The 18,370-nt window shown below is 68.7% G+C and carries 18 protein-coding genes and 1 pseudogene; 7 read left to right on the plus strand and 12 right to left on the minus strand.

Features of this window, described 5'->3' with window-relative positions; genetic code table 11:
• Window positions 1–349: 349 nt before the first annotated feature.
• Window positions 350–763, minus strand: coding sequence for a helix-turn-helix domain-containing protein (locus EHO50_RS32820; protein ID WP_246101630.1), 414 nt, complete (start codon window positions 761–763; stop codon window positions 350–352).
• 322 nt (window positions 764–1,085) lie between these two features.
• Here EHO50_RS32820 and EHO50_RS32825 point away from each other — a divergent pair, with 322 nt between their 5' ends.
• Window positions 1,086–1,643, plus strand: a complete 558-nt coding sequence (locus EHO50_RS32825) for a DUF3291 domain-containing protein (RefSeq protein ID WP_128434879.1) — start codon at window positions 1,086–1,088, stop codon at window positions 1,641–1,643.
• 97 nt (window positions 1,644–1,740) lie between these two features.
• Here EHO50_RS32825 and EHO50_RS46150 read toward each other — a convergent pair whose 3' ends face one another.
• The 6 genes from EHO50_RS46150 to EHO50_RS32855 all read right to left on the minus strand — a co-directional run bounded on the left by EHO50_RS46150 (window position 1,741) and on the right by EHO50_RS32855 (window position 7,152).
• Window positions 1,741–1,998 carry an MmyB family transcriptional regulator gene (locus EHO50_RS46150; protein WP_425472295.1) on the minus strand — a complete coding sequence of 86 codons (258 nt, stop codon included), beginning with the start codon at window positions 1,996–1,998 and terminating at the stop codon, window positions 1,741–1,743.
• Between the two features lie 435 nt (window positions 1,999–2,433).
• Complete coding sequence (locus EHO50_RS32835; RefSeq protein WP_128434880.1) at window positions 2,434–3,201, minus strand: SDR family NAD(P)-dependent oxidoreductase; 768 nt, start codon at window positions 3,199–3,201, stop codon at window positions 2,434–2,436.
• Window positions 3,202–3,294: 93 nt separating this feature from the next.
• Window positions 3,295–3,729 (minus strand): nuclear transport factor 2 family protein, encoded by a 435-nt coding sequence (locus EHO50_RS32840; RefSeq protein ID WP_128434881.1) that lies wholly within the window; start codon window positions 3,727–3,729, stop codon window positions 3,295–3,297.
• Entirely contained in the window at window positions 3,726–4,613 is an 888-nt protein-coding gene (locus EHO50_RS32845; RefSeq protein WP_128434882.1) for a dioxygenase family protein, read from the minus strand. The genes EHO50_RS32840 and EHO50_RS32845 overlap by 4 nt, the downstream gene beginning before the upstream one ends.
• Window positions 4,614–4,852: 239 nt before the next feature.
• Window positions 4,853–5,542, minus strand: a complete 690-nt coding sequence (locus tag EHO50_RS32850; protein WP_128434883.1) for an SDR family NAD(P)-dependent oxidoreductase — start codon at window positions 5,540–5,542, stop codon at window positions 4,853–4,855.
• A 185-nt stretch (window positions 5,543–5,727) separates the two neighbouring features.
• Window positions 5,728–7,152: an aspartate ammonia-lyase gene (locus EHO50_RS32855; RefSeq protein ID WP_128434884.1), complete on the minus strand. Its 1,425-nt coding sequence runs from the start codon at window positions 7,150–7,152 to the stop codon at window positions 5,728–5,730.
• Window positions 7,153–7,287: 135 nt separating this feature from the next.
• Between EHO50_RS32855 and EHO50_RS32860 the strand changes: the two genes are divergently transcribed.
• From EHO50_RS32860 to EHO50_RS32870, 3 genes are read left to right on the plus strand one after another with little or no spacing between them, the layout of a single operon-like run.
• Window positions 7,288–8,640 carry a dicarboxylate/amino acid:cation symporter gene (locus EHO50_RS32860; protein WP_246101632.1) on the plus strand — a complete coding sequence of 451 codons (1,353 nt, stop codon included), beginning with the start codon at window positions 7,288–7,290 and terminating at the stop codon, window positions 8,638–8,640.
• Complete coding sequence (gene cuyB, locus EHO50_RS32865; RefSeq protein WP_128434885.1) at window positions 8,637–9,356, plus strand: cysteate racemase; 720 nt, start codon at window positions 8,637–8,639, stop codon at window positions 9,354–9,356. The genes EHO50_RS32860 and cuyB overlap by 4 nt, the downstream gene beginning before the upstream one ends.
• Window positions 9,357–9,385: 29 nt before the next feature.
• The gene (locus tag EHO50_RS32870) at window positions 9,386–10,072 is read left to right on the plus strand and encodes a GntR family transcriptional regulator (RefSeq protein WP_128434886.1); all 687 of its coding nucleotides are present in this window, start codon (window positions 9,386–9,388) and stop codon (window positions 10,070–10,072) included.
• Between the two features lie 130 nt (window positions 10,073–10,202).
• On the opposite strand, the gene EHO50_RS44230 is transcribed toward EHO50_RS32870, so the two are convergent.
• Window positions 10,203–10,613 carry a ferredoxin reductase domain-containing protein gene (locus tag EHO50_RS44230; protein WP_164905013.1) on the minus strand — a complete coding sequence of 137 codons (411 nt, stop codon included), beginning with the start codon at window positions 10,611–10,613 and terminating at the stop codon, window positions 10,203–10,205.
• 140 nt (window positions 10,614–10,753) lie between these two features.
• Between EHO50_RS44230 and EHO50_RS44235 the strand changes: the two are divergent.
• Together EHO50_RS44235 and EHO50_RS32880 are read left to right on the plus strand one after the other, a co-directional pair.
• Window positions 10,754–11,058: pseudogene (locus EHO50_RS44235) on the plus strand (MmyB family transcriptional regulator); the annotation flags it as partial.
• 264 nt (window positions 11,059–11,322) lie between these two features.
• On the plus strand, window positions 11,323–11,715 hold the full coding sequence (locus tag EHO50_RS32880) for a DUF805 domain-containing protein (RefSeq protein ID WP_246101634.1): 393 nt from the start codon (window positions 11,323–11,325) through the stop codon (window positions 11,713–11,715).
• Window positions 11,716–11,901: 186 nt separating this feature from the next.
• On the opposite strand, the gene EHO50_RS32885 is transcribed toward EHO50_RS32880, so the two are convergent.
• From EHO50_RS32885 to EHO50_RS32905, 4 genes are all read right to left on the minus strand, one after another.
• On the minus strand, window positions 11,902–12,123 hold the full coding sequence (locus tag EHO50_RS32885; protein WP_128434888.1) for a helix-turn-helix domain-containing protein: 222 nt from the start codon (window positions 12,121–12,123) through the stop codon (window positions 11,902–11,904).
• The gene (locus EHO50_RS32890; protein WP_128434889.1) at window positions 12,123–12,614 is read right to left on the minus strand and encodes a DUF2975 domain-containing protein; all 492 of its coding nucleotides are present in this window, start codon (window positions 12,612–12,614) and stop codon (window positions 12,123–12,125) included. The genes EHO50_RS32885 and EHO50_RS32890 overlap by 1 nt, the downstream gene beginning before the upstream one ends.
• A 480-nt stretch (window positions 12,615–13,094) precedes the next feature.
• Entirely contained in the window at window positions 13,095–13,961 is an 867-nt protein-coding gene (locus EHO50_RS32895) for a GNAT family N-acetyltransferase (RefSeq protein ID WP_128434890.1), read from the minus strand.
• Between the two features lie 462 nt (window positions 13,962–14,423).
• A complete protein-coding gene (locus tag EHO50_RS32905; RefSeq protein ID WP_246101636.1) occupies window positions 14,424–17,051 on the minus strand; it encodes an AMP-binding protein in 2,628 nt (875 codons plus the stop codon).
• Between the two features lie 176 nt (window positions 17,052–17,227).
• Between EHO50_RS32905 and EHO50_RS32910 the strand changes: the two genes are divergently transcribed.
• Window positions 17,228–18,274, plus strand: coding sequence for an iron ABC transporter substrate-binding protein (locus tag EHO50_RS32910; protein ID WP_128434892.1), 1,047 nt, complete (start codon window positions 17,228–17,230; stop codon window positions 18,272–18,274).
• Window positions 18,275–18,370 lie beyond the last annotated feature (96 nt).

Raw genomic sequence — 18,370 nt, forward strand, 5'->3', positions numbered from 1 at the left:
GGTGGTAGGCCCCGCGGTTTCGGAGATGTACCGGCGTTCGCGGGGAAGTTGGCGTGCCAACGCGGAGCCCAGGTCCGTGTCACTCGCGACGCGCTCCATCAGTGCACAGCCGAACGCCGTGAGCCGTTCTCTCGCCGGCGCCCCGGGGCCGTGGGGAGGCGGACCAGACGTGCACGCCACCTGGAAGTCGGCCTCGGCCTCGGCGAAGAGAGTCACAAGTAGGCCGCCCCGGTCGCCGAACCGGCGGAAAAGGGTGGCCTTTCCCACACCGGCTTCCTTCGCAGTCGGGCGCGGTTGTGGGCGGCATCGGCACGCTCGGGGAAGGGAGTGGAGTCGTCCTGATCGCCCATCAGTCCTTGCCTGTCACCGGTACGTACACGTTTCCGTCCTCGATCCGGACTGCCCCGCCGGGCGGCCGGGCGGCCTCGCGGGCCAGTTCCGGGCGCGACCAGCGTGAGAGCGGTACTTCACTCTCGGCAGGCAGTCGGCAGACCAACGCCTTGACCTCGGCGGTCTGCAGCGGTGTGAACGAGGCGGGACGGCCACAGCGTTGACGGTCTTTGAGCCCGGGCAGGCCCGCCTGGGCGAACCGGTCACGTCGGCGGGGCACGGTGTCCAAATGCAGCCCCGTCTGCCGGGCGATGAATGCGTTGGAGCGTCCACGCGCGGCGTGCAGCACCACCTGTGCACGCACCCGCACCCGCACCCGCACCCGCAGCCGGTGCTCGGTCCTGTGGCCGTAGGCCATCTTCTTCAACCGCACGCGTTCGGCGGCACTCGGGGCTATCGGACAGGGGGTAGCGGACGGGCACGGCGGGCGAACCGATCGGCCGAAGTGGATCACTGGTGCCCCGCAGCCTGACCGGTGCACGAGGCCACTTGGACAGGGAAAACGCAACTTCGACAGGGCCCGCAGAGGCAGCTACCTTCACCTGGTCTTCGGCGATCGCCCACGGCCGTACAGGAGTTCCTTCAGGCTGAGCCACCCGCGACGGGTGAGTTGGTCACGCCCCACGGATCCTCGCCCCCATGCCCAAGCCACCGAACCGGGTCCACACCAGACACCCCCAACCAGGGAGAGACGCATGCCCCATCTTGCGCTGTACACATTCGGCGTCCTGAAGTCACCTCTCGCCGATCCCGCGCCTCTCATGCGCGAGTTCTACGACAGGGGTGAGGCCGTCTACCGGAAGATCGGCCAGCACCCCGGATACCTCGCGCGTGCTGAAGCGGCAGACGGTCACCGGGGCGTGCTCTTCGAGGCGGACTGGGGTGCATGGGGAGAGTTCGCCGTACCGACCTGGTACGGCAAGGGCCGTACCGTGGAAACCACCGCCCTGGCCGCGACCCTCTCACTCTGGACCGACCTGCGCCCCGCCTTCGACGCCGTCTACACCGGTCTGCACCGTGAGGCGCTGAACAGGCGTTACGACTGGTTCGAGAGGACAGGGCACGCGAATTACGTGTGCTGGTGGGTCTCCGAGGGCGTGATCCCCACCTGGCAGGACGGGGTTTCCAGGCTGGAGCACCTCCACGACCACGGCTCCGCGCCGCACGCCTTCACTTTCCACCACTCGTTCGCCCCGGACGGAACTCCGACCAGGATCAAAGGCATCGGGCCGAAGAGCGACCAGGTTCGCTGATCCGCCAGTACCTGGGGCTTCGCCCTCTACCTCGCGAGCACCGATGAGTACCGCGATCGGCACGAGCACCAGGGAGCAACTTCAGCGTGAAATAGGCTCATTGGACCGTTGGTCTCGTCGGGTCTGGCTGGGCGGCCCAGCTCGCCAGGAGCTTGAACTTCTCCGCGGTGGGGCTCCCTTCTTCCGCGCTGTAGGTCGTGATGGACAGGCCGTGTTCTCCGGGCATCTCCAGCACGTCGTAGGAGACGTGGAGGTCGCCGACCTCGTGCTGCTCCGGCGGGACACCCCGTCCATGAGCCCGGTGATCAGCCCCGTCGGGCACCTGGTGGTCCAGGCAACGCGCGACCACCTCCACTCCGCTGTCGGAGACAAGGCGTGGCGGAACCTGATCGATCCGCCGCGGGCCTGAACCGTCCTGGAATCGACGGACCGGTCCGCGGCCGTCGCCGCCATCGCCACCGACGTGGTGGTGGCCCTCTCAGGAGCCGGTCGACGAGGGCCGGTTGGTGCTTCGCGCCGGCGCCTGCGGCCTGCTTCTGCCGCCGCGACATGAGCCTGCCCTGGTGACTTTTATGCCGCAACAGGCCAATTTCGGCGGCGAGTTAATGGATCGCCTCGGCTGATGGGCCCGTGATCCTTCGTTCGTTGATGATTGCGCACGATTGCTTTGCCGAGGGGCTCCCGGTCGGTTCGGTGGTCGATGCCCTGCTCCGACGACCGGCGGGAGCACTGCGCGACCGTGATCGACGATCACAAGGTCGACGTCTCACCCCAACCGTGCGCAGGCCCGTCAGCCGAGTAGGGAGCCGCCGGTGGCGTCGAGGGACGTGCCGGTGATCCAGCGCGCTTCGTCGGTGGCGAGGAACACCACCACGTCGGCGACATCTTCTGGCTCGCCGAGGCGGTTGAACGCGGAAAGCTGGGCCATCTGCTCCCGGACCTCGGGGATCTTGAAAACGTCGTGCCCGTTGTCAGTGGTGCCGGGGACCACACTGTTGACCGTGATCCCTTTGGGGGCGAGGTGCCGCGCGAGGTGCCGCGAGAGCTGTTCGATCGCGCCCTTGGTCATTGCGTAGACCATCTGAGAGGGGTTGGCGACACGGGTCAGACCGGAGGAGATGTTGATGATGCGTCCTCCCTCGGGGATGAGCCCGAGGGCACGCTGGGCGATGAAGAAGGGTGCCTTGGCGTTGACTGCGAACAGCCTGTCGTACTCCTCGTTGGAGACCTGCTCCGGCGCGGTTCCGCCGGCCGAGGTCTCACCGGCGTTGTTCACCAGGATGTCCAGAGTGGTTCGCCCGGTGCGTTCCTCCAGGCCGACTTCCACGCCGTGGAACAACTGGTCGATGTCGCCGGGCACACCGAGTTCCGCGCCGACCGTGAAGGCTCGGCCGCCGTCCTTCTCGATGAGTTGGACGGTCTCCAGAGCGGCTTGCTCGTTTCGTGCGTAGTGCACGGCGACCAGTGCTCCTTCGCGGGCCAGGCCGAGGGCTATGGCCCGGCCGATTCCGCGGCTGGAGCCGGTGACGAGAGCGGTCTTGCCGTCGAGCTTTTCCATGCTTGTGCTGTCCCTTCTGAGTCCCGATCGGACCGTGGTGGGCGAGGTGTGGGGGCGCGCCTGCCAGTGGGCGGCGCGCCCCCGTGCGGACCATCAGTCGGAGATCGGGACGAGGATTTGACGGGCGATGCGCTGGGTGATCTTCCAGCGCCCCTTGTCGAGCCGGTAGTTGTCGGTCAGTTCGAAGATGTGCCCACCGTTTCGCGCCGTGTAGGGGGCGGGTTCTGGTCCGGTGGGTGTGGGTCCGCCGTACCCGAGCAAGGTGATGGTTCCCTGGGCGGTGGTGTCGCCGATGGCGTGGAAGTGCGTGGCGGCCACGATGTGGCGGGTGGTCTGCTCGGGGCGTGGACGGGCGTTGAGCCCGTCCAGGATCTCGGCATGGCCGCGCATCTTGCGTCCGCGCAGCTCGTAGAGGGCGTCGGGGGCGAAGAATTCGAGCACCGCGTCGTGTTCGCGGCGGTCGTAGTGGTGGTAGAGGGCGGTGTTGAGCCGGGACAGCGACCAGGCGGCCGCGTCCTCGGGCGTCATGCCGGCGTCCCCTTCGGGGCGATGGTGTCGGGGCTGGTGCGAGTCTTGAGGATGAAGTCGAACTCCGTCGTCCGGTAGGGGCCCTGGAGGCCGGCCGCGGCTATGTCCTCCGGGTCCTCGTGCAGGACGGTGTCGGCCTGCAAAGAAAGAGGGGCCTTCGTCCCGCCGACGAAGTCGACGGGGATCACGGGGTCGCCCTTGAAGTAGATCTCGCCGGCCCAGGGCGTGACCAGGTCGGGGTGGTGGACCTCGTAGTGGATGTGGGCCGGGCGGTAGAGGCTGCGGCCGAGGGCCGCGCAGGCCTCGGCGACACCTTCGACCGCCGTGAGGTGGGGGTCGGCGTAGGACGACGGGGTGATGGTGGTGAACGCGTAGCGGCCTTCGGCGTCGGTGAACTGGTGCCCGCGCAGGTTGTACTTGGGCACCCCGTCGTCGTACAGCCCGGCGTAGTTGCCGTTGTCGGCGGCGTGGAAGATCTCCAGCTTGGCGCCCTCAATCGGCTTGCCGTGGCCGTCCAGGACACGACCGGAGACGAACAGCGGGGTGCCGGGTTCGTCCGGCCGCATCGGCAGGGTGCCGGGGTTGCCGATGTGCGGGGTGCCGTAGATGACCGTGAAGGCGTCCACGCCCGCGGCGGGGGTGTAGCCGTCCCCGTCGTCCAGGAAGACCTCGCTATACAGCGGGCCGAAGACCATCGACAGAGGGGCGCCGGTGTTCTGCTGTGCCCTCTGCAGCAGATCGGCGACCACGCTGAAGTCGTGGAAGGTCAGTCCTTCCTCGTCGCGCATGCGGGCCAGAAAGTCCTTGAACGCGTTGACGAGACGTACCGCCCGCGGGTTGATCAGTGCCGGGTCGACGTACGACGGGTCGGTGGTCGTGGTCATGAGGGTCTGCTCCTCGAAAAAGTGGGGGGATCAAGCCGATGAGGGGGCATCAGCAGGCCGAGGTGTCAGGGCACGAGCCCCTCACCGAACTCGGTGGCCTTACGACGCCGGAAGCCGCGAACGTCGCGGTCGGCAACGTTCATCGGAGCGGAGCCCCTCTCCTCGACCGCGCCGCGGACCGGAACACCGCGGCGCGATCAAGGTTCGACGAGGGGCGGGTAGCGAAGACCGATCTCGTGTCAGAGCTTGAAGACGAGTTCGGCCTCGTCGCGCTTGGTGGTGTGCAGATCCCAGTAGAGGGGGGAGATCTGCTTGGGCGTGGCCACCGGTTGGCCGGGGACGACGGAGACGGAGTCGCCGATCGCCACGTCGATGCCGACGTGGGCGGCCTGGATGCCGGTGCCGGCGTCGGCGAGTTCCTTGTGGAGGTTCTTGACCCAGTTGCGCAGGGCCGCGGCGGCGGCGTTGACGTTGGCGACCCGCGGGTCGGGCCAGATGGAGCCGGCGCCGGTGGTGTAGAGCAGGGTGCCCGCGCCGGCCTCACGCATGGCGGGGAGGACCGCCTGGGTGGCGGCGATGGCCCCGTACAGCTGGAAGTTCATCTCGAACTCCACATGCGAGGGCTCGGTGGTGGCCGGAGCGGTCAGCGTCGTGACGCCGAACGTCCCCACCGGGGAGTACTCCAGGACGTCGATGCCGCCGAACCGGGCGGACGCGTCCTTGAGCGCCTGGGTGAGCCCGGCGCGGTCGAGTACGTCCGCGGGGAACGCGGCGGCGGTGAGGCCCTCGGCGGCGAGCGTGCCGACAAGACCGTCGAGCTTCTCGCGGTTGCGGGAGATCAGGGCGACGTCGAAGCCCTGGGAGCCGAAGGTGCGGGCGATGCCCAGGCCCAGCTGGGGGCCGGCTCCGACGATGGCGATGCTGGTCACGGCAATTCCTTCCTTGGAAGACGTGGCAGCGGAAGCCGAATATGTGGATAGGTCCATCCGATTTCTGATCGGATAGGGCTTTCCGGTTCGATGTCGCCACGGTAGCACGAAAGTGGATAGGGTAATCCGATTGCTGGTTGGGCCGGCGTGCTGGAACGGGGCTGGGATCGGCAGTGTGCCGCCGTTCACGGAGTGGCTGCCGCCGAGGGCCGCGCGGAGTGGCCGGTGAGGTTCTCCGGCCGCAGGATCGTGTCGAGTTGGTCGGTGGTGAGCAGACCGGCCTCGGCGGCGAGGTCCTTGACGGGGCGGCCGGTGGCCAGGGCCTGGCGGGCGAGGGCGGTGGACGCGGCGTAGCCGATGTGCGGGGCGAGTGCCGTGACCAGCCCGATGGAGCGGTGGACGCTGTCGTGGAGGTGTTCGCGGTTGGCGGTGATGCCGGGCACGCAGCGGGTGGCGAGGGTGTCGCAGGCGGCGCGCAGGTGGGTCAGGGAGCGCAGCAGGCTGTAGGCGATGACGGGTTCGAAGGCGTTGAGCTGGAGCTGTCCGGCTTCGGCGGCCATGGTGACGGTGAGGTCGTTGCCGATTACCTCGAAGGCGACCTGGTTGACGACTTCGGGGATCACCGGGTTGACCTTGCCGGGCATGATCGACGAACCCGCCTGCACCGGCGGCAGGTTGATCTCGCCGAGTCCGGCGGTGGGGCCGGAGGAGGTCAGGCGCAGGTCGTTGCAGGTCTTGGAGAGTTTCACGGCGACGCGCTTGAGGACGCCGGAGAGCTGGACGAAGGCGCCGCAGTCCTGGGTGGCCTCGATGAAGTCGCCCGCGGGGCGGACGGGTTCGCCGCTGATGCCGGCGAGATACGCGCAGGCGAGTTCGGCGTAGCGGGGGTGGCCGTTGATCCCGGTGCCGATGGCGGTGCCGCCGAGGTTGGACTCGAGCAGCAGGGCGGCGGCCTCGGTGAGGCGCTGGCGGTCCTCCTCGATCATGACGGCGTAGGTGGTGAACTCCTGACCGAGCGTCATGGGGACGGCGTCCTGGAGCTGGGTGCGCCCCATCTTCAGCACGTCGCCGAACTCCGCCGCCTTCTCCGTGAACGCCGTGGCCAGCGCGCCCATGGAGGCGCCGAGCCGGCGCAGTGAGGTGACCAGGGCCAGGCGTACGGCGGTGGGGTAGACGTCGTTGGTGCTCTGGCCGAGGTTGACGTGGTCGAGCGGGTGGACCACGTCGTAGAAGCCGCGGGGGTGGCCGAGGTTCTCCAGGGCCCGGTTCGCGATGACCTCGTTGGCGTTCATGTTCGTCGAGGTGCCGGCGCCACCCTGGACGGGGTCGACGACGAACTGCTGACGCAACTGCCCGGCGCGGATCTCCTCGCAGGCGCGGATGACCGCCTCGGCGATGTCCGTCGGCAGCAGGCCGAGGTCGCGGTTGGCCTGCGCGGCCGCCTGCTTGACCGCCGCCAGCGCCGTGATCAGGTCCGGGAACTGGGCGATCGTCGACCCGGTAATCGCGAAGTTCTCCACCGCCCGCACGGTGTGCACGCCGTAGTAGGCGTCGGCGGGGACCTCCTTGTCCCCGACCAGGTCGTGCTCGATCCGTGTCGCCTGCGCCATCTGCTGCTCCTCGTCACTGCCGCCGGACCTAAGCCGGGGTGCCGACGCGGGGCCCCTTGACAGGCCACCGCCGCCGGCCTCAGTGTTACCGACCAACATGCAGAACGCAATATATTGCATATAGCAGGAGCTCTCATGGACACCGCTCACCCCCGCCCCACCAGCACGGACACCACAGACACGCCACCGACCCGGCCCCCGGGGTTCTGGCGGCGCTGTCTGCGGATGCCGATCGGAATCCAGTCGATCATCGCCGTAGGCCTCGGCGCCCTCATCGGATCCCTCGCCCCGTCCGCGGGCGAGCAGATGAAGATCCTCGGCGATGTCTTCCTGAACCTGGTGCAGGTCGTCGTCCTGCCCCTGGTCTTCCCGCTCATCGTGCTGGGCATCGCCCGCATGGAGTCGGTCAAGAAGGTCGGCCGGATCGCCGGCAAGGCCATCGTCTACTTCGAGATCGTCACCACGGTCATCCTGCTGATCGCGGTGGGCCTGGCCAAGCTCACGAACATCGGCAAGGGCGCCCCTGTCCACGGGGCCGACGCCAAGGACCTGGACGGCATGAGCCAGGGCATCGACTTCCACGAGCTGGTCCTGCACGCCGTACCGAAGAACATCTTCGCCGCGTTCGGCGAGGGCAACCTGCTCGGGGCCATCACCTTCGCCCTCCTCGTGGGCGTCGCCATGGCCGCGATCGGCGAGAAGTCCGAGCCCTTCGCGAACGTCCTGGACTCCGTCGCCTCGGTCATGTTCAAGGTCGTCGGCTACGTCATCCGCATCGCGCCGCTGGGCGTGCTCGGCTTCATCTCGTACGACGTCGCCCACTACGGCTTCGGCAACCTGCGCAGCCTGCTGGGCTTCATCGCGGTCGTCTACGCCGGGTTGGCCATCGTCGTCGGCCTGCTGTTCCCGCTGATCGCCGCGATCTACCGCATCCGGTACGTCGAACTGCTCAAGTCCATCGCCGGGTTGGCCGGGATCGCCTTCGTCACCCGCAGCTCGGAGTCCGTCCTGGCCCCGCTGATGGGCAAGTTGGAAGCCTTCGGACTCAGTCGCTCGACGACCTCCTTCGTCGTCCCGCTCGGCTACTCCTTCAACACCGACGGCTCCGTCCTCTACCAGGCCGCCGCCCTGGTCTTCCTCGCCAACGCCTACGGCGCCGACACGTCCCTGCCCGCCCTCCTCCTGATGGTCGGCGTACTGGTGATCCTCTCCAAGGGCATGGCCGGCGTCGCCTCCGCCTCGATCGTCGTGCTCATCGCGGCAGGTAACTCCATCGGTCTGCCCGCCGAGGGCATCGCCCTGCTCCTCGGCGTGGACTTCATCGTCGACATGGCCCGCACCGGCGTGAACGTCATCGGCAACTCTCTCGCAGCCGCGGTCGTCGACAGCTCCGAGAACCGGCGCGAAGTCAAACGCGGCACGCACGCAACCCCCCACACGTCGGCCGAACCCGAGGCCGTGGCCCCCCAGAAGGAACCCGCACAGTGAGCACCACCACCAGTACGGAGATCATCGGCATCCTGGGAGGCATGGGCCCGGCCGCCACCGCCGACTTCTACGCCAAGCTGGTCGCGACCACCCCCGGCTCCAGCGACCAGGACCACCTCCGTACGGTCATCTGGTCCGACCCGACCATCCCCGACCGCACCGAGGCCCTGCTGGGCGACGGCCCCGACCCCACGCCCTGGCTCCTGGACGGCAGTCGCGTCCTGCGCGAGGCCGGCGCCACCGTCATCGCCATCCCCTGCAACACCGCGCACGCCTTCGTCCCGCGCATCGCCGACCATGTCGGCCTGCCCATCGTCCACATGATCGGTGAGGTCGCCGGGCACCTCACCACCCTGAGCCCCCGCATCCACACAGCCGGACTGCTCGCCACCACCGGCACCGTGCGCGCGGGCCTGTACCAGGAGTGGCTGGACCGCTTCGGCATCCGGCTCGTCCTGCCCGACGCCGACAGTCAGGAGCACCAGGTCATGGCCGCCATTCGCACGGTGAAGGCGGGTACATACGGCGACGGGACGACCGAGCTCCTGATCCGCGCGGCTCAACGCCTGACGGAGCAGGGTGCGCAGGCAGTGATCGCGGGTTGCACCGAAATCCCTCTCGGTCTGCGCGCCGACGCCGTGGACGTACCCCTCGTCGACCCGGCGCTGGTCCTGGCCCGGGCATTGGTCCGCCGGGCCACGGCCACAGTCGTATAGGACGGGAAGGGCGATGTACTGTACGCAATATGTCGCTTGACCACCCTGTCTCTCGCCGGCTCCTCAGTGACGAGGTGTTCCACCGTCTGCGCGACTCCATCGTGCGCGGGGAACTCGTCCCCGGTGAGAAGGTCAAGGACGGTGAGCTCGCCGAGCGCCTCGGACTCAGCCGCACCCCGGTGCGCGAGGCGCTCGCCCGGCTCGCCGACATCGGCCTGGTCGAGGCCAAGCCCGGCGTCTACACCCGCATCACCACCCTCAACCGCCGCGACGTCGAGAAGACCCTCGCGGTGCTGCGCTCCCTCGACCAACTGGCCATCGAGACAGCGGTTCCGGTCATGACCGAGCAGGATCTGGAGCGCATGCGCGAGGCCAACCGGGACTTCGAACGGGCCGTCGCCGCCAACGACACCACCGCCGCACTCGCCGCCGACGACCGCTTCCACGCCGTCCCCATCGCGGCCGCCGACAACCCCGTACTCAGCCGGATCGTCGAGCAGCTCCACCCGCAGATCCACCGCATCCTCTACCGCAAGTTCTCCACCCTGCTCGGCGGCCGCAACACCATCGAACACCACGACGAGCTCATCGACGTCTGCGCCGGCGGCGACGCCCGCGCCGCCGCCGAACTCTCCGGACGGCACTGGTCCGAACTCGGCGGACACATCAACGAACTCTTCGACACCAACCAGTTCGCCGAAGCGGCCGCAGGCTAGGACGCCGGTCCCGCTCGGCGACGGTCGGGCCCCAGATCCCGATTCCCCCCGCCGGCCGACATCGTGGTCCGCTGGGTGAGAAACACGCACTTCCGGGGAAGGCCGGCCGGGCGATTCGCCTCCGGTGGGGCTACATCGTGAGTCGTTCGTGATGGATGCGTCCTCGTGATACCCCGATCCGGCGCAGCATCCGTTGGGTGGCCAGCACCGCCGGGTTGGGTCCCACCACGATGAACTCCCCGCGCGTGACCTCTTCCTCCGGCAGAAGGGTCGACAGCTGATCCCGGTGGAATCGGCCGACCCGAGTCGTGACCGTGAGGTGGCCCCCGCTGCGGCGTTCGTACTCGTCGAGCAGGGCGCTGTAGTAGGCGTCGTCGGCTCGACGTACCGACCACAGCAGGTGGATGCGGCGGTCCGTGAGGTATTCCGCTGCCAGGCTCAGGAGAGGTGCGATGCCCGCGCCCATCCCCACGAGTACGAGGGGTGTGTCATCGGTGCGCTTGCTCACTATGGAGTCGAGTTGGCCGAACGGGCCTTCCAAGCGCACGGGTGTGGCCGGGACCAGGGTGCCGATCTTGCGGGTGTAGTCGCCGGTCTGCCGGATCGTGAACGTGAGGACGTCGCGGCGCTCGTCCGTGGCGGAGGAGGGATGCCACTCCCGTCCGACACATGACCGCGGACGTGCTGCGCACAGAAGCCGGCCGCAACCCCCACGACAAGGACCTGCATGACCTCGTCGGTGAGCTGTCCACCCGATGCGACGCCTTCCGCACCCGCTGGGGCGCACCAAACGCTTCCACCCCCCGGTCGTCGGCGACCTCACCCTCGCCTAGGAGTCCCTGGCCCTGGCCGCCGAGCCCGGCCTCACCCTCACCATCTACACCGCCGAACCCGGCTCACCCTCCGAAGACAGCCTGCGTCTGCTCACCTCATGGGGCGCCTCGCACGACACCGGTTCCGCCGCGCAGCCATTCTCACGCGGCTGACCGTCCCTGCGGCAGACCTGTCGGGGTGCTGGGTGCCAGGAACCGCATCACAGCCCGAGGAACCGGATTGCCCTATCCATTTTGTGGTACGGTGGGTGCGGTGGATCGGAAGGCGCAGTTCGGCCCGAAAAATGGATAGACCTATCCGAATCTTGCCCTGGCCTTACGGCCAGGTCGCAGACGTGGCGCCGGCACCGTCGGCACGGCCGCGCCCTCGCCGCCGATCCACCGTGCCCTCACAGCGCTTCCATGAAAGGGATCGCCATGACCACCATGTCCTTCGCCGACGCGGCACGCACGTGCCTCACCTCCAAGTACGCCACGTTCTCCGGTCGCGCTCGACGCGCGGAGTACTGGTGGTTCTCGGTGGTGTACGTGATCGCCGCCATCGTGCTTGTCGGGATCAGCTGGGCCATCGAGGTCCCGCGACTGAGCGTCCTCCTGGTGCCGTTCATCGTGCCCATGCTGTCCGTCTCCGTCCGCCGGTTGCACGACACCGGCAAGTCCGGCTGGAGGATGCTCATCGCCCTGATCCCGGTTGTCGGCCCGATCGTCTACCTCGTGGGCATGACGGTGGACAGCGCTCCAGGTGCCAATCGGTACGGCCCCTCTCCCAAGGCCGCCGACTACCCGTCGACTGAGCCGGTTACGCACTGACCGTGAACTGCGCCGGCTCCATGCCGCGCACCGGTCGACATGGCGCTGGCGGGACCGATGTTGCTGGTCTGACCCAGCAGTCGGTCAAAAGGCAGGCGGGATCGGCGATGACGCGTCGGCAGGCATGGTCTTCAACTTGGATCCCGGGGCGTCGAGAGATCCATGATCTTGGATGGGAAGAGTACGTCATTCGCCCGTTGCGTCCTCGGCCTCCCAGCGCAACAGGTCGCCCGGCTGGCACTGGAGCACCTCGCAGAGCGCGGCGAGCGTCGCGAAGCGCACCGCCTTGGCGCGGCCGTTCTTGAGTACCGCCAGGTTGGCGGGCGTGATGCCTACGCGGTCCGCGAGCTCGCCCACGGACATCTTCCGTTTGGCCAACATCACGTCGATGTCGACGGCGATCGGCATCAGATGACCTCGTCCAACTCGGCCTGCATCTGCGTCGCTTCGACGTCGCGCGCGACAGCCTGGGCGAGCAGCATCCGCAGCACGAGCACGATGAGCGCGACTCCCAGGATGGCCATGCCGACCCCGCCCATGATGACGGTGACGCCCGGGTCGTCCCGCTGGCCCGGCGCATTGATGGCCGTGACCGCGAACCACACGAGGGCAGCCGCCACGATCGCGCCGATCACGCCGTCCACGTACCGGAATGCGGCGTGGGAGAACACGGTTCCGCGTCGCACCATCGTCACCAGCCGCCATACACAGACCAGGGCGACCTGGACCGACACCATGCCCAGGATCGTGATCACGCGCAGCGGGGTCAGTGGGAGCGACCCGTCCTCCGGGTCGCTCCCACCGACCAACGCCCACACCATCCCTGCCTGTACGAACACGGTGCCGGCGAGCACCACCACGAGCACGGCGCGCAGCGCACGCACGGTCAGCTTTCCCACTGCCCATCCTTCCATCGAATGACGATGGGAATCTATCGAAATTCGATAGGTGGAACAAGGTCGGGGCGGAGAGTGGTGGCAGGTTCGCGCGACGGCGGGACGCCGCCGTCCCTCATGGGCCTTCGTCAACCAGCGTGAACATCAGCCACCTGTCGCGAACGGTGTCACAACGCGGAAGGTCACAAGCGTCCCCCCCAATCGCAGTTGGCCGCTTTGTTCAGTGATAGTTGGCCAAGCCGGGCCGTGAAGTTGGCGTCGCCGCCGACGGGCCGCCCTCTCTACGGCGCGAGAGCGTACTGGGAGGGGCCCCGGGGGTGCGTAATGATCGCAGTGCCAGGCCCAGCCGCACTCGAAGAGCTGGCTCTCGTCCCTGAGGCCTAGCCGAGAGCAGAGCCTCGTGCGGCTGCCGCACGAGGCTCTGGCGCGGATGGCCGCCGTACGAGGTGCTGCGGCATGGTGAGAAGGTCCGTGGACCCGATGTCAGACCTTCCGGATCCGGTCGGCGATCTCCGGCCTCGCCGCGAACCCGGCCGCCTTGTACGTGGCGACGCCGCCGACGTTGGAGCTAGGCGTGCACACGCGCACGCTTGACGAGCCCATCTCGCGCAGTGCGGCCGCCCCGGCGACGGTGATCGCCCGGCCATAGCCGCGGCCGCGGTGGTCCGTGTGGACGCCCATCGGCTCGACCAGTCCTGGTTTCCCCGGGCCTGCCGACCAAACCGTCACCACCGCCGCGGGGTTGCCGTGGTCGTCGTAAGCACCCAGGCAGCGGGCGTCGGCGTAGAACGGTGCCGCGGACATCTTGTGCCGGTACTCGCGCGTGGGCTTCGTGGTGTTGAACGCGGACCGCAGGACGTCGGCGAAGTCCTGTGCCTGCTCCAGGCCGATCTCCTTGATCCGCACGCCGGGGTCCTCCACCGCTTCGGCGAGGTCGCGGAAGAGCGGTGTCCACGACTCGTCGACGCCCCAGCCCTCCTTGGTCAACAGGTCGTGGAGCAGCAGGCCCTGCGGCGCCTCGATGGACACCGCTCCTTCCGGCAGCACGCCGCGCTCGGGCAGCGAGAAGTCCTCGACGAGTCGCCGCGCCAAGTCCTCGTCATGGAAAGCGTCGGAAGCGACCGTCATCCGCACGAGCGTCGGCGTATCCAGCATCCCGACGGCGAGGATCCGTCCGTTCCGGCTCCAGGTCCGTACCGCCGCGGCCGTCTCGGCCGTTCCGAACCGGTAGTTCCAGCCGATGTCCCCGGGATGCAGCTGCATCGGTGTTTCGTCGTGCTGCCACTCCCGCAGCGCCGCAATGGCCTCTCGCACTCCGTCGGCCGTCGGCGTCCTCAGCACAATCGTCATAGCCGGGATCAGACACCCCGTCTCGGTGGCCTGCAACCGATTAACTGACCAGGCGCTTCAGTCGCACAGGCCTATCAACGCAGCCAGCGATCGGCGGTTGAAGAAGGCCGTGCCCGAGGGGCACGGGTACCGGCTGCGCGCATATGTCATGCCACGTTTGGGGGCCCGCCCTGTAAGGAGGTGCGGAGGTCTGAATGCAAGAAGTTCTTCGCTGAGTTGCGATCCGACGGGGTTGGGGATAGGTGTCGTGTTCAAGTGAAGAAGGCCTTCCTCCACTCCCTGGCGGAGTCGCCAGGACCCCGGCGGGCCTGGAGGTCGAACTCGGCATGGACGGCTTCAAGTTCGTTCCAGCTGTTCCGGATCGGAGATGCGGTGGCAAGCAGGAATGTCCACGCCGCGATGCTGGACGCCGCCCGCCTGTGCCGAACGATCTGAGTCGCTGTTGCCGGACCGATTGGGAGATCAGGCGACCACTGCCCCACCGCGTCGGGCGAAGAGCCGGCTTGTCAGGCGCGTGGCCACTGCGCCGTACGCCACGCCCAACACCAGGGAGACCAGCAGAGCCAGCAGCGTGGAGTGGTCCCGTAGGTAGGGGTAGACGTGGAAGTGCGTCAGGTAGATGTACAGCGAGCTGCCCGCGAGGATGCCCGCCAGCCGGTTGACCGGGTCGATGCTGGGCAGGGCCGGGAACCACAGCAGCAGCACGAGGCCGCCCACGACGATCGATGTCCGCAGTGGCTGCCCTCCGGGGAACAGACCCTGCACGGCGACCAGCACCACGGCGGTCAACAGCAGGCGCTGCACCGCCGTGCGCGCCCGCGCTGCCGCCCAGCCCACCGCGAACAGGAAGAAGACCACGGTGGGGCTCAGGTGATAGCGGGAGTGAGCGAGCCCCCAGGGGTCGTACCGCCCCACCAGGCCCACGGCGACCAGTGCCAGGGCGAAGCCGAACGGGCTGCGTCGCTCCGCGCGGTGCAGCAGCGGGACGGCGAGCAGGACGGCCAGCCCTGTCAGGAAGTACACAAGCGCCTCGACGAACCAGTACCGCCATTCCGGGTCGGAGTTGTCCTGCTCGAAGAGGCTGTTGGCGAGCACGACGTTGGCCAGGTCGTATTCGCGGGTCAGCAGCAGAGCGAAGGCGAGCCACACCATGCTCGGCACTGCGATGCGCGCGATGCTCCGCCCCATCCGTCGCAGGCGCTCCCGGCGTTCGCCGGCGGAGAGTTGGAAGCGGGCGAAGTTGAACCCGGCGACGCCCAGTAGCACGTGGGCGCCGCCCTGGACGAGGAAGACAGGGATGTGTGAGCTCACGATGAGGACGATGCCGACCGCCCGCAGGGCGATTCCGGTCTCCAGGGTGCGCCGCAGCCCCCGCCGCGCGTGCGTTGTCCCGGTGATGCTCCGCGCTGAGCCGTCGCCGCGCAGCTCCCGGATCGGTGTGGTGTGCCACTCGGCGGGCAGCACGCCGAGTGCCTGCTCCAGCCGCAGCGACATCTCGACGTACGACAGTGAGTCGCCGCCCAGGCTCACGAAGCTGCTGTCCTCGGTGACGTCGGTCCGGTCGAGGATCTCGGCGTAGAGGGCACAGAGGTCGTTGCCGCCGGGGCCGGGTGGCGGGGTCTCCGGCTCGCGCGCCAGCCGTCGTACTTCCCGGAGGTCGGGCTTGCCCGAGGCGAGCCGCGGCAGCTCGGACACCATCCGCACGCGTATCGCGTGCGGCGGCAGACCGCAGCCGTCCGCCACCAGACGTCGGATCCTCGCCGCCTCGGAAGCCTCCGCGCCGACCGCCAGCACCGCCAACGCGCCGTCATCACCCGTACAGAAGGCACGTATGCCGTGCTCCTCCAGGATCGCCTCGACGCGCTGGGGGTCGATCCGCAGACCGAGGATTTTGGTGAAGCGGCTGCGGCGCCCCACGATCTCGTACAGCCCGTCGGCGGCGCGCCGGGCGATGTCGCCGGTGTGCAGCTCCTCCACGGTGCGGCCGAGGGAGAGATCCGACGGGCTCTCGGCGTACCCGAGCATGACGTTGGGGCCCGAGTAGACCAGCTCGCCCGTGTCCGGCTCGTCGCTGCCCTGCACCGGTTGGAGTCGGAAGGAGCCGCCGGGGATCGGCACTCCTACCGCCTGCGGGCGCTCGGCCGCGAGCTCCGGTGGCAGATACGCCATCCGGGCCGTCGCCTCGGTCTGCCCGTACATCACGAACAGCTCCCAGCCGGAGCGGCGGCCCAACTCGGCGTACCGCTCGACCCGTTCGGGTGCCAGGCGGCCTCCGGCCTGGGTGACGTAGCGCAGGTGGGGCAGCCGCATGTGCTCGAAGCCGACCCGGTCGAGCAGGTCGAAGGTGTACGGCACCCCGGCGAGCGAGGTGCCGCGGGCGGCGCGGAACTCCGCCCAGAAGGCGGCGTCGGACACCGACCGTTCGGTGAGGATCAGTCCGGCGCCGCGCAGCAGGTGGCTGTGGATGACGGACAGGCCGTAGCAGTAGTGCATGGGCAGGGTGGTGGCGGCCCGGTCGGTGTCCGAGATGCCCAGGTAGGTGGCGATGGACTCGGCGTTGGCCTGGAGATTGTCGTGCGAGAGGCGGACCAGTTTGGGGGAGCCGGTCGAGCCGGAGGTGCTCAGCAGCAGCGCGAGGTCCGGGTGGAGGGTGTGGGCGCTTGCGCGCCGCCGTTCGTCGAGCGCCCAGGTGCCGTGGCCGTCCGGCCGCGCGACCACGTCCGGGTCGTATGCGGCGGTCAGGGCATCGATGGCGTCGGCACTGTCGCCGGGGACGAGCAGGACGGGGTGGCCGCAGGCGAGGGCCGCGAGGTGGACGACCAGGGCATCGACGCGATTGGCCCCGGCCAGCAGGACCAGCCGGCGTGCGGGGCCCAGGCGTTCGGCGGTGGCGGCGACCCGTTCGGCCAGTGAGCGGTAGCTGACCTCGCCCGATGGCGTGATCAACGCGGTGCGGTCGCCGTACGACGCGAGGCGATGGGCGAACGGCACCCCGTGCCGCCGCAACGGCGGTTGCGGGAACGCGATGGGGGCGAAGCGCGGTATCGGCGCTGTGAACGGGGCCGAGAGAGGTCTGGACAGGTCTGGCACGGGCGCGCGACCTTTCTGCGGCAGCGTCCGCAAATAGCACAGGTCCCTTGACGGTTAGGCAAGCTTTACCTTATTCATAGCATGTTCACAGTTGGCTGGAAAGCATCGCTTCGCCGCTCGCTGACCGACGACGCGACCCGCGCCGTATCGGCGAGCCAGGCAGGAAGGCACACCACATGCGACGCCCCTCGGCTCGCCGGATCACCGCGCTCCTCGCGGCCGGCGTGCTCCTCCCCGTCCTCGCCGCCTGCGGCGCCGACAACGACAAGGGCGGCTCGACCGAGGGCGGCGACTCCGCCCTCGTCATCTACTCCGGCCGTAACGAGAAGCTGGTCAAGCCGATCCTGGACAAGCTGGAGAAGGCCGTCGGCGCCGAGGTCGAGGTGCGCTACGGCGACAGCGCCGAACTGGCCGCCCAGATCCTGGAGGAGGGCGAGCGCACCAAGGCCGGGCTGTTCTTCTCGCAGGACGCGGGTGCGCTCGGCGCCCTGTCCAGGGAGGGCATGCTCCAGAAGCTGCCGCAGTCCAGCCTCGACGCGGTGGACGAGGCGTACCGCGGCAGCGAGGGCGACTGGGTGGGCCTGTCGGGGCGGGTCCGCGTCATCGCCTACAACCCCGACAAGGTCGCCGAGGGCAAGGTTCCCGACAGCGTCCACGACGTGGTGAAGCCCGAGTGGAAGGGCAAGGTCGGCTTCGCGCCCACCAACGCGTCCTTCCAGGCATTCGTCACCGGCATGCGCGTCCTGGAGGGCGACGACGCCACCCGTGAGTGGCTCAAGGACCTGAAGGCCAACGGCAAGACCTACGCCCACAACCTCGCCACCCTCGACGGCGTCGAGGCCGGCGAGGTCGAGCTCGGCCTCGTCAACCACTACTACTGGTACGAGCGGGTCGCCGAGAAGGGCGAGGACAAGGTCAACGCCAAGCTCAAGTTCCTGCCCGGCAAGGACCCAGGCGCACTCATCAACGTCGCGGGCGTCGGCATCCTCGCGGAGAGCGGGCAGAGCGCGACCGCCCAGAAGGCCGTGGACTACCTGCTGTCGAAGGAGGCGCAGACCTACTTCGCGGACACGACGAAGGAGTATCCGCTGGCCGCAGGCGTCACCAGCAAGGTCGAGGGCCTGCCGCCGTTCGACTCGCTCGAGTCGCCCGACATCGACCTCGGCAAGCTGGAGTCCCTCCAGGAGACGCTGGCCATGCTCCAAGATGTCGGGCTGGTCTGAGTGGCCTCGAGCCCGACGGAAACCGTGAGCCCGACGTGACCACAACTCCATCCGCGGCCCACCCGGCCGGAGCACCCGCTCCGGCCGGGCGCCGGC

Source organism: Streptomyces cyaneus, assembly GCF_004028635.1.
GTDB lineage: Bacteria > Actinomycetota > Actinomycetes > Streptomycetales > Streptomycetaceae > Streptomyces > Streptomyces cyaneus.

Coding starts and splice junctions, on each gene's coding strand:
- EHO50_RS32825 (WP_128434879.1), top strand. CDS start 1,086: ATGCCCCATCTTGCGCTGTACACATTCGGCGTCCTGAAGTCACCTCTC.
- EHO50_RS32835 (WP_128434880.1), bottom strand. CDS start 3,201: ATGGAAAAGCTCGACGGCAAGACCGCTCTCGTCACCGGCTCCAGCCGC.
- EHO50_RS32840 (WP_128434881.1), bottom strand. CDS start 3,729: ATGACGCCCGAGGACGCGGCCGCCTGGTCGCTGTCCCGGCTCAACACC.
- EHO50_RS32845 (WP_128434882.1), bottom strand. CDS start 4,613: ATGACCACGACCACCGACCCGTCGTACGTCGACCCGGCACTGATCAAC.
- EHO50_RS32855 (WP_128434884.1), bottom strand. CDS start 7,152: ATGGCGCAGGCGACACGGATCGAGCACGACCTGGTCGGGGACAAGGAG.
- EHO50_RS32860 (WP_246101632.1), top strand. CDS start 7,288: ATGGACACCGCTCACCCCCGCCCCACCAGCACGGACACCACAGACACG.
- EHO50_RS32870 (WP_128434886.1), top strand. CDS start 9,386: ATGTCGCTTGACCACCCTGTCTCTCGCCGGCTCCTCAGTGACGAGGTG.
- EHO50_RS32880 (WP_246101634.1), top strand. CDS start 11,323: ATGACCACCATGTCCTTCGCCGACGCGGCACGCACGTGCCTCACCTCC.
- EHO50_RS32885 (WP_128434888.1), bottom strand. CDS start 12,123: ATGCCGATCGCCGTCGACATCGACGTGATGTTGGCCAAACGGAAGATG.
- EHO50_RS32895 (WP_128434890.1), bottom strand. CDS start 13,961: ATGACGATTGTGCTGAGGACGCCGACGGCCGACGGAGTGCGAGAGGCC.
- EHO50_RS32910 (WP_128434892.1), top strand. CDS start 17,228: ATGCGACGCCCCTCGGCTCGCCGGATCACCGCGCTCCTCGCGGCCGGC.